Annotated in this window: 14 protein-coding genes; 13 read left to right on the top strand and 1 reads right to left on the bottom strand. The window is 38.3% G+C overall.

The annotated features are described in order from the left end of the window. Positions 1-52 precede the first annotated feature (52 nt). From PMI05_RS08670 to PMI05_RS08645, 6 genes are all read left to right on the top strand, one after another. Entirely contained in the window at positions 53-1414 is a 1362-nt protein-coding gene (locus tag PMI05_RS08670; RefSeq protein WP_007720082.1) for a helix-turn-helix transcriptional regulator, read from the top strand. Between the two features lie 191 nt (positions 1415-1605). Beyond that, positions 1606-2913 carry a helix-turn-helix transcriptional regulator gene (locus PMI05_RS08665; RefSeq protein ID WP_238543270.1) on the top strand — a complete coding sequence of 436 codons (1308 nt, stop codon included), beginning with the start codon at positions 1606-1608 and terminating at the stop codon, positions 2911-2913. A 430-nt stretch (positions 2914-3343) separates the two neighbouring features. Then, positions 3344-3493 (top strand): aspartyl-phosphate phosphatase Spo0E family protein, encoded by a 150-nt coding sequence (locus tag PMI05_RS31320; protein WP_238543269.1) that lies wholly within the window; start codon positions 3344-3346, stop codon positions 3491-3493. A 74-nt stretch (positions 3494-3567) separates the two neighbouring features. Further along, entirely contained in the window at positions 3568-4662 is a 1095-nt protein-coding gene (locus PMI05_RS08655; RefSeq protein WP_007720079.1) for a hypothetical protein, read from the top strand. A gap of 92 nt (positions 4663-4754) precedes the next feature. After that, positions 4755-5249: a hypothetical protein gene (locus PMI05_RS08650; RefSeq protein ID WP_007720077.1), complete on the top strand. Its 495-nt coding sequence runs from the start codon at positions 4755-4757 to the stop codon at positions 5247-5249. Positions 5250-6118: 869 nt separating this feature from the next. Further along, positions 6119-6670: a YjgB family protein gene (locus PMI05_RS08645; protein WP_007720076.1), complete on the top strand. Its 552-nt coding sequence runs from the start codon at positions 6119-6121 to the stop codon at positions 6668-6670. Between the two features lie 112 nt (positions 6671-6782). On the opposite strand, the gene PMI05_RS08640 is transcribed toward PMI05_RS08645, so the two are convergent. Beyond that, a complete protein-coding gene (locus tag PMI05_RS08640; RefSeq protein WP_007720075.1) occupies positions 6783-7745 on the bottom strand; it encodes a hypothetical protein in 963 nt (320 codons plus the stop codon). A 499-nt stretch (positions 7746-8244) separates the two neighbouring features. Here PMI05_RS08640 and PMI05_RS31315 point away from each other — a divergent pair, with 499 nt between their 5' ends. The 7 genes from PMI05_RS31315 to PMI05_RS08595 all read left to right on the top strand — a co-directional run bounded on the left by PMI05_RS31315 (position 8245) and on the right by PMI05_RS08595 (position 13751). After that, positions 8245-8460, top strand: coding sequence for a hypothetical protein (locus PMI05_RS31315; RefSeq protein ID WP_007720074.1), 216 nt, complete (start codon positions 8245-8247; stop codon positions 8458-8460). 259 nt (positions 8461-8719) lie between these two features. Then, positions 8720-9181, top strand: coding sequence for a hypothetical protein (locus PMI05_RS08630; RefSeq protein ID WP_007720072.1), 462 nt, complete (start codon positions 8720-8722; stop codon positions 9179-9181). Beyond that, positions 9157-9975, top strand: coding sequence for a hypothetical protein (locus PMI05_RS08625; RefSeq protein WP_007720071.1), 819 nt, complete (start codon positions 9157-9159; stop codon positions 9973-9975). Before PMI05_RS08630 ends, PMI05_RS08625 begins: the two co-directional genes overlap by 25 nt. Positions 9976-10145: 170 nt before the next feature. Then, positions 10146-10610 (top strand): hypothetical protein, encoded by a 465-nt coding sequence (locus tag PMI05_RS08620; protein ID WP_007720069.1) that lies wholly within the window; start codon positions 10146-10148, stop codon positions 10608-10610. A 970-nt stretch (positions 10611-11580) separates the two neighbouring features. Continuing rightward, positions 11581-12015, top strand: coding sequence for a hypothetical protein (locus tag PMI05_RS08610; RefSeq protein ID WP_007720067.1), 435 nt, complete (start codon positions 11581-11583; stop codon positions 12013-12015). Between the two features lie 32 nt (positions 12016-12047). Further along, positions 12048-12929 (top strand): DUF4279 domain-containing protein, encoded by an 882-nt coding sequence (locus tag PMI05_RS08605; RefSeq protein ID WP_007720066.1) that lies wholly within the window; start codon positions 12048-12050, stop codon positions 12927-12929. A 414-nt stretch (positions 12930-13343) separates the two neighbouring features. Then, positions 13344-13751: a hypothetical protein gene (locus PMI05_RS08595; protein WP_007720064.1), complete on the top strand. Its 408-nt coding sequence runs from the start codon at positions 13344-13346 to the stop codon at positions 13749-13751. Positions 13752-13853 lie beyond the last annotated feature (102 nt).

Below are 13853 nucleotides of genomic sequence, written 5' to 3'. Positions count from 1 at the left end.
GGCCAAATGGTATATATTAAAAAAATAGTAAAATGGAGGACGGGTCCAAGGGATGATTCTTTATGGGGGGCTGCAAGGGACAATGCATCGGTCGCTGCGGTCAGAAATTGAAAAATGCCGGAGAAAGCACGGTTATACATTAAGCAAGCTAAGTGAATTAACAGGCATTAACCCTGGTAGCTTGAGTGAGATTCTTAATGGAAATCCGCCGCGGGCTATGACCATAGGGCAATTAGATGCGTTCGCCAAGGTATTTGGACACGAGCAGGGTTGGTTATATGAATTATACCCGGAAGAATGTTTGTCAGAGCAGAGAATTTCGCGCCCACGATTAATACCGTATTTGGTTCGATGCGTGGAGGTTGGGAGAAAGGATTGCATAGAGACTGTTGTTTCCATATTGTTAGAGAATCCGAAAAACATCTTGATTCTGTTTGCCCTTGCAGAACAGCTATATGAGAAAGGGCAACTGAAAGAGTCAGTGCCCTTTTATGAATATGTCATTGAGAATGAGAAAGATAGCTATTCTGACCACTTTGTAATGAGTCAGTATCGGTTATTTCGTGCTGTACTTGGGACAAATGCAGAAGAAAATTGGGAGAATGTGATTCGGTTTTCTCCATATCGAAATAGGCTGCCAGAGAACTACCAACTCGATGCTTTATTCCAATTAGCACGGGTCTGTTTTGCTTTGCAAAAGTGGAACAAATCAGGAGAGTACGGTGACGAGTTACGGCTTCTTGCAGAAACTGTTCACATGCATGAATTGGACAGGTTGAAAAGAAACAAAAAAGGGGAACCCCTGAAACCAGAGCGCCCTCTTGTCTATTATTACGGAATGGGACATTTATATAAAGGTGCAGCACTGGAAATGCAAGGACTGTATGAAGAGGCGAAGCAATATGTGCGAGTTTACGCTGATTTAGGATGGTTTGAATTACTTGATGAAGACGGACGTAAAGAGGTAGAGAGATTCAAGGTATGGGCAAAGGCGAACTCCTATACATTGGAGGTGTTATCTGGGAATACAGACGTCTTAGAAGAGTATGTAGACTATCTTGAAAGTCTGCCCACCAACGAATTACTTGCTGGTATGATTTCTATTATGAAATCAGCAAATACCTACCATTTTTGTGTAGATGAGATATTGGATCGCTTTTCTTCGCAAATTGCTAGTTTCGATCAATTTACAGAAGCAATAGGCTTAGATCGACACCTCCAGTTTCGGTATCAGACAGCCATTTATGAGTTTGGTAAGGGGCGGATCGAGAGAGGGATTGAAGAAAGTATATATTACCTTTCCCTAGCAGATTTGATGAATCGACATGATGAAGCTCTTACATACATAGCATTGTTTGGATGGTTAGGGAACTTGAATAAGCGAATAGGTAACCAAAACGAGTTAGGTGGCTAGTATCTCGTCAAAGTTCCTTGTAAATATATTGTAGAAGGTTTTAGCTGTAAGCCAAAAATTCTGAGTCAAAGTTCCGAGCTGGATGACGAATTAATAGGAAGAGAAAATAGTGAATTTTAGTAAAATAGACAAAATTATAAAATATAAAAAAGGACGAAAGTATGATCCTTTATGGGGGGCTGCAAGAGACAATGCATCGGTCACTGCGGTCAGAAATTGAAAAATGCCGGAGGAAGCATGGCTACACATTAAGCAAGCTGGGTGAATTAACGGGCATTAACCCCGGAAGCTTGAGTGAGATACTAAATGGAAATCCGCCGCGTGCCATTACCATTGGTCAGTTAGACGTACTAGCTAAGATATTTGGCCACGATCCAGGTTGGTTATATGAACTGTATACGGAAGAATGTTTATCAGAGCAGAGAATTTCGCGCCCACGGTTAATACCGTATTTGGCTCGATGCGTGGAGATTGGGAGAAAGGATTGCATAGAGGCTGCTGTGTCCATATTACTGGAGAATCCGAAAAATATCTCAATTCTGTTTGCCCTTGCAGAGCAACTATATGAGAAAGGGCAACGGAAAGAGTCGGTGCTCTTTTATAAATATGTGATTGAGAATGAAAAAGATAGCTATTCAGACCACTTTGTGATGAGTCAGTATCGGTTATTTCGAGTTGTGCTCGGGACAAATGCAGAAGAAAATTGGGAGAGTGTGATTCGATTTTCCCCGTATCGAAATAGGCTTCCAGAGAACTACCAACTCGATGCTTTATTCCAATTAGCACGGGTTTGTTATGCTTTGCAAAAGTGGAATAAATCAGGGGAGTACGGTGACGAATTACGGCTTCTCGCAGAAACTGTTTACATACATGAATTGGACAGGTTGAAAAGGAACAGAAAAGGAGAACCCCTGAAAACAGAGCGACATCTTGTCTATTATTACGGAATGGGACATTTGTATAAAGGCGCTGCACTGGAAATGCAAGGACTTTATGAAGAGGCGAAGCAGCATGTAAAAGGTTACGCTGATTTAGGATGGTTTGAATTACTTGATGAAGTAGGACGTAAAGATGTAGAAAGATTCAAGGTATGGGCAAAGGCGAACTCCTATACATTGGAGGTGTTATCTGGAAATACAGACGTCATAGAAGAGTATGTAGACTATCTTGAAAGTCTGCCCACCATTGAAATACTTGCTGGTATGAAATCTATTATGAAATCAGCAAATACCTATCATTTTTGTGTAGATGAGATATTGGATCGCTTTTCTTCGCAGATTGCTAGTTTCGATCAATTTACAGAAGCAATAGGATTAGATCGACACCTCCAGTTTCGGTATCAGACAGCCATTTATGAGTTTGGTAAGGGGCGGATCGAGAGAGGGATTGAAGAAAGTATATATTACCTTTCCCTAGCAGATTTGATGAATCGACATGATGAAGCTCTTACATACATAGCATTGTTTGGATGGTTAGGGAACTTGAATAAGCGTAGGTAACCAAAACGAGTTAGGTGGCTAGCACCCTATTAGGTCATTGTAAATATGCCGTAGATTGATGAACATCCTCTGCCAGGATGTTTTTTTTATTCTATTTTTTGCAGTTGGTAAAAACCTGCATATCAATTTGTGGTTAATTATGTAAGAGATCTCAAAATAAAGGAGGCGTAAGGTGAAGATATTCCATGAATCAATAGAAATCTAAGAACATCTCTAAAAAGAGTAGCCACTTGTGCCACTAAAACGAAGTGAATAATCCGGTAAAGGAAGTAGGGTGAGTCTTATAGCAGCAATTGCATTTAAAAGGGGCGTTCCACCCCGTCGACAGGTTAAAGGAACGCCCGCAGGAGGAGCAGTTACAGCTCCTATAAGTAAATGTATCACGCTACCTCTAGATCGAGAAGGAGTAACCTATCACGATATTGATCATTTGAAAAACATTGTGGAACAATTGCGCGGACAACTGGTGCAATTGTATTTAGAGAAGCGAGATTTGTTGGATGCTGAGGTCGTGGAATTAAGCCAGCAGTTGGATCAGTACATTCTGGTAATTCAATCAAAAATGATGAAAAAAGAATGATCCGCGATGGTTAAAAATCCAAGAACGAGTCGGTAAAAGTGAGAAAACAACAATTTATAGTGGGAGGAATCTTAATGAACTTAAAGAAGTTAATGCCATTACTGTTTTGCTCTTTATTGCTTACAGGAAGTCTTGTTAATTTTGCGGTTGCACAGGAACAGACTTCTCCTTCTGTTTTAGAGAGTATTAATACGGAAGACCTAAAAGAACATCCAGATGTTGAGGAGTACATTCGAAATCAAGGATTTGAACATCTATTGAAGGGCGACAGTGCGACAATAGAGAGGGGGAGTGAGAAATACGAGCTTTTATCTGAGGAGTTATTTCTTGAAGAATTGGAAAAACCAGAAGCGCTGCGGGACATTGACATTAGTGAGGAAAAATTGGAAGAGATAGCTACCGAATTAGGTCTGGAAAAACCTAAACCAGACAACGTTACCATTAAAGAAAATATACTAATTAAACGTAATAAAGACACTAATGCTGTTTCTAACGTTTGGTATCTGTACTACGCAGCAAACGATTCTGCGTTTACTGTTAGCATTATTAACGTAGGTTTTGATAAGATTGATTCAATAGTCGCTGATTTAAGAAAATATAATAAAAAAGGTAAAGAATGGGTAGTTGATGCTAATACTTCTCTTAGAGCGCTTCAAGTAGGGAATGGGAACGTTTTTAAATGGGAGCTAGACAGAAATGCAGTATCTGATTATTTTGAGTTTGATATAGTTGTGCTAGAGGATGGAACAGTCTGGCACTATGACAATAAAAGTGGAAAACTTCAATATGAATGGCAAAGATATTATTTTGATGTCGGTGCATATAAAAGTATAAAACCATTAGGTGGGGAAAGACACCACATTGTTTCGGATAAAGCACTACAAGAAGCAGGTTTTTCAAACACTGACTCTTTCCCTGCGATTAGAATGATGAAGCAAGACCACGAAGACACGCCTAATTGGGGGAATCGTACTAGCTCTAAAGAGTGGCGTGCAAAAGAGTTGGAATATTTGAATAACGAAGACTATAAAGGCTTGATGAGATTTGAAGTTGACGGCTTTAGAAATGAAACTGATGATGAAGGTAAATTTCCTAATTTAGCAATCAAATACAACGATTACTTGGTTGCCGGAGCTGTCTTAGCATACGAATATTTTGGAGTTAACTAATTGATTTTCTTATTTGGAGCATAGCCTTAAATCTCTTATGTGCTTGCTGGAGAAAGGGGCATGCTCCGCTTTAGATTTGGGAGGAGGATATAATGGATAATTTGATAATAGAAGAAGGGCGGTCAGTCGGCACACTTAGAATTGGAATGACAAAGCAGGAATTAGATCAATGTGTTCGAACATATCAGGAAAAATGTATACGCCCATGTGGTTTTTTTTATTCATTGTTCAAATATGAGTATGATTCAGAAGGAAAAGTTACTCATATACACATCACAGATACAGTAAAAGAATATTATACATGTCTATTTAGAGATATTGATGTATTTAATACAAAAGCTAGTAAGCTTGTAGAGGAGCTTGATAAGATTTCACCATATATTCGAGATAACGATGCATCTCTTGGCTTCTCCTACACTTTCCCTAAATTGGGGCTGTCCTTTTGGAGAAACCATGTACGTAACGAGGAATATTTTCACTCAGAGGAGTTTAAAGAATTGGACCCTGAAATACAGGAAGATGAGATGAGGTATTTATATTTTGAGACAACAACTATCTTTCTAATTCCCAGAGAAGAAGAACATTGAGGGAACGTTACTTCCCGGTCTTGCTAAAAATTTTGATACTGCCACGTTCAAATCATACTTTGAGATAGGAGGTTTACATTTGAAAAAACGATACTAGTATTTCTGATTCTCCCACTTCTTTTACTCGGTGCTTGTTCCGAGAAGGAATGGTCCTACAAGTACGAAGGAGCTACTGACAATTGGAATGGAGTTACTGAAATTTTTTACGATAAAGAAAATGGCGCACGTTTTGTAGGTAAAATTAAGTATTTAGGAAATGGTGATGTTAAGAAGCTTCAATTTATTTCTGAATTAACCCAAACAAGTCAACAAGCAGGTAGTGTTCAAACCCCAAATTTTAAAGAGGGTCATATCATCATCTTCCAAGATGTACCTAACACGGATAGCACTAAAAATGATTTTAGGAATGGGGTAACGGACGAAGAAGTAAAATCGTTTTTTGGTGACTATCCTGTTTTCAAAATTTATTGGACTGATGAGGAAGGTATAGATCACACCGAAACTATTTACCTAAAATATGTTGCATATCCGTAATTTAAAGTAGCGTTGAATAAATTGTTTTCGCACCTTAATTTTATGCACGTTTCTATCAAACGATTAAAATGGGGTGATATGGTGTATAAATATTTAGTTCTTTTTACTAGTATTCTAGTTTCAGTAGTTTTAATTATGTCTGTGCATACAAATTTCGCCATCCTACTTGGCATTTGTCCAGCGTTGTTTTATGGAATGAAGACGTATGAAAGTGCTAAACAGAAAAGGCCCATAAAAAATGATTTATTTTCGACCCTCTTAATCTTAATAGTAGTTCCTATTGCATTTCTAATCGTAATCAGTCGTTGATCCTACTACTGACAAATTTAAGTTTTATGAGGAGTGTGGTTGATCTGCCTAAAATATGTCGTAATGCTTTGCTTATTGTAGTTCTTAGTTCAATGACTTTACTTGGCTGCTCCAATATATCTGAAAAAACTGAAGATATTACTGTTAATTCTGCTCAATCGGACACTTTGGAGAAAGTAAAAAATGGGCAATTAGAAGGTGTCTTAATAGGCATTGGGGCAACAAAGAAAGAGGTTCTGGATAAAATCGGAACCCCCGTCAAGAGCGGAAATTCTGAGTATGGATTCACCATATACTATGAGGGTTTTAATTTACAATTCGAAGACTATGCTAAATCAATTGATGAAGTAAAGGATACGAGTAAAGTCGTCCTAATGAATGCCGAACCAAAGACTGTTGGAATGACTGGAAAACCTGAGGAAATCAAAAGAAACTTAGGAGAACCCTCTAGAGAGTTTATGGATGACTCAGGTGATCATACGTTTATATTGGAATATGAAAACAATGGAAACCTACTAAGATTTACGTTTGATTCAAAAGAAAGTCCAGTAAAGTATGTTACCCTTCGAGTCCAATAAGGTAGACTACCTGGCTTATTGTGGTCTGAATTCTGAAAAATTACTGCATAAAAAAAGAGACGGTTCTCCCGCCTCTTCTCTTTACTTGTGTAACCCAGTTGACTCGGTTTTTCTACCATTCCGTTTCCGTTTTGTGTTCAATGACTGGCAATACTTTTGGTTCAATTGCTTCCATCATTTCTTTCAGTGCTTTCTCGGTGATCGCTACTCCATCCCCTTGAAGTTGTCCTCTAGCCTGTGTTTCTGCAATCACATCAAGCACTTGTTGTTTCGTGACATTTTTAGATGCTGCAATCTCCACAACAGTTTTACCTTTTGCTAATTCTTGTTTTAATTCTGTCGGGCTGATTTTTAGTAAAGCAAACAGTTTTTCATCGTTTAAAAAGTTATCAGCCGTATAATCAGGCTTACCATTTCTAGAGAATAGGCCTTCTACTTTAATGTTTGAAGGTGTATCAGAAGGTGTATCAGCTGTAGGAATACCTACGATCTTAGTAAGACTAATGGTATTGTCCTGAACAAAAACCTGGAAGACCGGTTTATCGAACATCTCATTGGTGTAATTCAACATCCATGTTTTTTGATTTGGATTCTCCATTTGCTCGATAGCAACCTCGTACGTTTCGACGTTGCCATACATTTTATCAATAAGATCAGTTACCTTCGCCTTGATTTCCTGATCGGTTAACGTAATGAGTGACTTCTCCTTAGGCTCCCAATTCTCTTGAATCACGTGTTCAATCTCATCCGTAATACCGTTTGTATGGAGGGTAATCTTTTTGCCGGTTCCTCCTTTTTCTTGTAGTACGATGCTTGTTTGTTTCATGTTGGTTACGTTTTTCCCTTTGGATACATCACCTTGAACGTTGCTTGCATCGATAATCTCAAACGATTTTGTTTCAGGATATGCGAGATACAGCTTCTCAAGCGTTGATTTTCCAACCTCATCCACCTTGACTTGTTCAGTAGTCATCGGTGTTCTTGTAGGCATGTCAATCACGCCAGAAGCCGCAAATGCTGCAACTGGAATCAAAATCGCAGTAGCAACCACTCCACCAATTAAACGTTTTTTCATAATTAATTCGCTCCTTTTTTGTTGTAAATAATGTGAATCGGATTGTTCTATTTGTTTTCTGAATAAGCAGCTTACACACTATATTGCCTCTTTAGCGGAAAAAGGTTCGGTTCATATCTTATTTTTTTATATCGTGAGCAGATCCCATACCCATCAAGCGAAGGAAATTACTTTTCACGAAAGAAGAAATCGGAATACCTCATCCTATCAGTGGAAGACATTATGGAACGTCTACAACCAGGGGAAACGTTAGAAATTCCCGATGCGTATATCGGCATGTATGCAAATCGACTATTTATGAAAGTAAGAGAGTTCATCACTTGATTCCAAAATGCAGGTTCTTAGCTTGATGGGCATGGGGTACGTCCAGCCAAACCCGGATTTACAATGATAAGCGGTGTAAACGGCTTTCGGTGTCAGTGGTTCTTTAGCACCATTCATCAAGTTGGTAAAATATGTGATTATATACAGATAAACACATTAATTAGGAGGTAAGAGCATGAAAAAGTCTGCTAAAGTTGCTGCAATCCTACTGCTTGGGGCTGTTATGGTTACTGGCGGTATTTGGACTTCCAACACTTACGCTTCGGTTAATGAGGAAAATGTAGTAAAAGAAACAGTTCAAATCTATTTGGAAGCTCTTGAGAACGGTGACGCTCCAACTATGGTTGAATACACAATTGATGAGCGCTTTGATAATGATAAAGACAAATAGAAAGTGTACGAAAGTTTTGGTACTCAAAAGATGGATATAGATATGGATTCCGTATCGGTAGAAAAGATTGAAGATGAAAAAATGAGTGTTACGTTTCATTATTCGAACGAACATGTTTCGGAAGATATAACTCTTCCAGTTATTAAAGAAAATGATCAATGGAAAGTAGTAATTGAAAATACAAGATAGTACAACAGCAATCTCTGAACGAGTTTCCGAAGCCGATTGGCCTGAATAAAAAAACGTAGGAGGTAACAGTATGAAAAAAAGAAATGTAATTCTTTCTGGTCTTTTTTTAGTCGGCGTTGTCTTCGTAGGTAGTAGTCTATACGCGAGTGAAGACATAGAATCGTATATAAAAGGTAATCACATAAAGGCAATTCATGCTATGGGAATCGAGATGAAAGCTCAAAATTTGGAAAATATGGCTACTATAACTGATGAGAACGGAAAGAAATGGATTTTCAACGAATTTACTAACAGAACAGCACTTATAGAAACAATGAGAGAAAAGTATGAAGAGGATGTAGCTGGTCCGTTTATCAGCATACATGACGAAATTATGCAACAGTACGCTAAGCCCGGCGATTCCATTCCGACTATTCTTTTGGATGAGACATTAAAAGAAGGCTATTTTGCATTCATTAGACAAGATGGGGAAGCCTTGTCCTTCAAAATCAAGTATGACAATGGGTCATGGGAATACAAGTTGGAAAAATAATTTCGAAGTTGCCTCTAGTTAGCCATGTACCTCTACTACTGATTTATCATTTGGTTGAAAGGGGAGTACTAACGATTAGCATTAAAAATTTAAAATCTACGAAAAAAATAGCACTAGCTACTATTGGTTTAATAACAATTGCAGGACTTGCTGTTTACTATATAGGTGACTTGAAAAAACAGAGTTTTCTTTATTCCAGCGATACAGATTATAAAATTGTTTCGGGTGAAGTATGGTTTAGGGAGACCTTTAATAGCGTGAAGGGTCTCGCTGAAAATGCAGATATCATTGCCGAAGCTGAAGTTATTTCTCAAAAAAATAACCCTAATTATGAAAGACTAGATGTGTATACAGTCTCTGAATTAAGATTAACGAAAGTCTATAAAGGTGATGTAGAGATAGATGATACAGTATCTGTACTGGAAACTGGAGGGGAATTCGATGAAAGAGAGACGGCCAAATATTTCGCAGGAAAGCCAGGATCTAAATTAGTGAATGATGATCTTGGTGAACCCAGAATAACATCGGTAGGGATTGAAGGAAGTATTCCTATGAAAGAAGGAAATAAATATTTTGTTTTCTTAACAGAAGATAAAGATGACGTTTATAACATAGTTGGGTCAGTTCAAGGAAAGATTAAAATTAATAGCGAGAACACTCTGGTTTCACAAGTTTCTCCAGAGACAATAGATCAGCATGGTGATCTTTATTTCCTCCAGGAAAGTTATTCAGGGCATAATATTTCTGAACTTAGAAACGAAGTTGAACAACTCATTGCATCCTCTCTCAATTAGCCCCCCAAAGGTTCTCTCAACCGCAAGATCATTACGAAGTAGATAGAAAAAGAAGATAACCGATTGGTATGGGAGTTTTTTTGCTATTACTAAAAAGTTGTGAATGGTTATCTAGCGTATTGAAAAGTTTTGTATCAGTTTCAAAATAAAAGTATGGCGGAGGGATTGTGATGGAGGACATTATCGTAGAGCCGGGAATAGGGGTTGGCCCCATAAAGTTAGGAATGACTAGGGAAGAAGTAAAGGCTCATGAGCAAGAATGGCCGCTGAAATATGTGACATTTTTGATACAGTATGAGGAGAACAAAGTGAGTTTCATCGAAGTTCCCATAGATACACACAATATTAGCGGAGGATTCAGTTGTTTTGTTTACGGTATCGATGTGGTTCATACAAAGGCGACACAATTAGCGGAAAAAATCGATAAGATATCAAATTATACGCGGGATGAAGGTGCAAAGTGGGGCGACAGGTACGCTTTTCCTAAGATAGGTTTAGGTTTTTGGCGAGATGTTGTCTTAAATGAAGAAGATTTAGAAACAGAAGAATTTAAAAATTTGGACCCAGTAATACAAGAGGATAGTCTAAGGAATCAATATTTCAGTACCGTTTTCGTCATGTATCCAATGGTTTAATAGGGGGCATATCCAACAAGGTAACAAGAAGCCTGCGTTAAGGACGCGATTTCTCGCGTCCTTTTTTGTTTACAGTACAGTCACATATGAACCTCCTATTGCTTTTCTAATCGTCATTTCGATCAATTTACAGAAGCAATTGGATTGGATCGACATCTTCCTGATAGGTCATTGTGAATATATTGTAGATTGATGAAACATCCTCTGTCAGGATGTTTTTTTATTCCAGTTTTTGCAGTTGGTAAAAACCTGCATATCATTTTATGGTTATATTTGTAAGTGAATTCAAAATAAGGAGGTGGACAATGATATTCCACGAAACAATAGAAAACTAAGAACATCTCTAAAAGAGGAGCCACGGGTACCACTAAAAGCATGTGTATAATCCGGTGGTAAAGGAAAGTAGGGTGAGACTTATAGCAGCAATTGCATTTAAAAAGGGCGTTCCACCCCTTCGACAGGTTAAAGGAACGCCCGCAGGAGGAGCAGTTTCAGCTCCTATTAGTAAATGTATCATGCTACCCCTAGATCGGGAAGGAGTAACCTATCACGATATTGATCATTTGAAAAACATTGTGGAACAATTGCGCGGACAACTGGTTGCAAATGTATTTAGAGAAGAATGATTTCTTGGATGATGAAGTCGTGGAATTAAGTCAGTAGTTAGATCAGTACATTCAAGGGGATGGTAAAATTATCATTTGGATTTGGAAAAAATCATCCACTGTAAAGTTTGTCAAATGCGAGGTAACGAAACTGACTAGCAGATGAGCAAGAAACAAAAATTCAAGCTTTGCGAATTATCCATTTCAAGTAAGAAAGTTGTGAATGTGTTACCATAAAGGGTTGTCTTCACTGATAGTAACAACTGATTAGTCGGTTGGAATTTGAGGTGTGATCGGCATGGTGAACATCGAAAGACTTTAAGGAAAAATATCAAAAAAATCAGAAAATAGGAGTTGAAAAAGTTATGATCTCAACATTAAATCGGCTCACACGCTTTCTATTATTAGTTCTAGTTGTAACAATTTTTGCGAGTACGCCACAGGTGGCAAATGCTAGGATCTGCGCAATAGCTCCTTCCAACATGATGATGCAGGATAATAAAGACACTGCATGGAATAATGTTCAACCAACTGCAGAGTGCGATCCCAAACCTGCCAGCCCGGTAAAGTTAGATGACAAATACTTGAAGAAAAACAATGTGGATGCTCACAAATTGAAAAAGGCTAATGTGCCGAAGGGTGCTAATATCTCCCATTATGATATTTATGAAGACAAATATGATGACTATCTTTGGTTAGGAAAAAAGAAACAAGGAAGGAATGAATGGATACAGTTGTTTTTTGACATTATCGATGCCGCTGACATGTTCCCTTTGAGTAGAAATATACCTGAACATTAATCCATACACTTAAAACAGAGGTGATGGTGATTATGGATGTGGCACTAACCACCCACGACAATGAAGATACATGTATAAGTGCAGAATTTTGGTGTTTGGCAGAAGATCAGTTTGATACCCAGATATTATCAGAAGAGCTGTGTCTGATCCCAACATCGACAAGAAAAAAAGGGGAATTAACCCAAGGGAAAATACCTGCTCCTGATACGAGTTGGGAAATTTCAACATCATATGAGGCTTCACTCGATATCAACAACCAGCTTCTCCCGCTCCTTCGTATGCTAGACGGGAAACAAAAAATTTTACAAGATTTAAAACAAGAACATAATCTCATCTATGGAATCGAATTCTTCATCTATGCGTACGAGAGACAAATCCCTCGAATGAAGCTGACACAAGAAACGATCCAATTTATGAGTGAGATCGGAGGCATGGCGATGATAAACATCATCATCTACCCTGACGATCTGCCTCCAAACTTGGAACTCAAAGCCCCCCAAGGTACAAGTATCAAGGTAGCCTTCCTGGTCAAAGGGGCTGACACGCAACCGGACTTGAACCCACAACTTCTTCAAGTTTCCTCACACGCATCTTGGATACAAGGGGAACAGACGTCGGATGAGGCAGTATGGTATCTCGAAACGTTAGAGGAAGAAACAGATGATACAGAGGAATTACTGCTGGCAATGATAAACACGTTGAAAGAGGAAAAAGAGTCACTTATCAGTCAGAAGGAAGAACAAAACCTGTCATATGAAATCGTCGTGTACGCTCATGTCAGAAATCGTCAAGAGCCTGCGATCACTGCAAAAGAAAACGTCATCTCACTTTTGCATGAGATCGGAGCTACGCTTGAATTCGTATTGTTCTACGCGTCAGAAGAAAATCGGTATGAAGACGACGGATTGATATAAGAGAAAAAAATCTCTTGATGTTCAATATTACGAAGTAGACAGCAAAGGAGATCATGGATAATTACAAAGGAAACTGGGAGCTTAGGTGCTCCCTATTTTCGTTGTAATAACATAGTGGAGGTTTTTTCAGTGACATACTATTCTTTCCTTGTCTTTGTGCTTTTCCTGCTAATCACTAAAGTGTATAACTTTATCGAGAGTATACTTAGCCCACTAGATTTCGCTTTAGTTGTCGGTATGGGAGTTTTTTTGCTATTACTAAAAGGTTGCGAATGGTTATCTGTCGTATTGGAAAAGTTTTGTATCAAGTTCAAAATAAAAGTATGGCAATTGTATGTGGTCACTTTAATTTTGTATTTCTTATTTTAGCTCCTTAGCCCTACCCTCTCGACCTGTTATATAGGAGGTATCGAAGTGAAAAGGATACGAATAGTCATCGCGATTTTCATAATATCTATTGCAGGGTGGTTTATCCTAAAAACACTATACTCTCCTGAAAATACAGTAAGGACCGTCATAGACAATATAGCAAATGGTGCACAAAATCACGTGCAAATGGAACAAGATCAAATTGAATTAATTCGCTCCTATTTTGAATTTGCCGCTAAGAATAATCTAAAATCACCCGAATTTTCAGTTAGACAAGTCGAAGGAACCGGAGATCAAATACAGCTAATCGCAGAGTTTCTAATGATAGATTACGATGAAAATAATAGAATTCGAAAAGTGTATGCAGGAAATCTCCTTTTCACCTTACAGAAATCTTCGTTTTATAAGTGGGAAGTAATAAACATCGAGGAAAAAATGAAACTTAGCCTTTAGGTGGAAAGTGCTTGTAATAGTATTCACCCGTTTCTGTTCAGGGGACGGGTTTTTCCATGTTTCATATTTTTTCGCCTATGTAACGTGAACCAAACTCCGCGT

The sequence above is a fragment of the Brevibacillus sp. BC25 genome (assembly GCF_000282075.1).
GTDB lineage: Bacteria > Bacillota > Bacilli > Brevibacillales > Brevibacillaceae > Brevibacillus.
The sequence above is the reverse complement of the archived record's forward strand: the minus strand, read 5'-3'. Positions and strand labels throughout refer to the sequence as shown.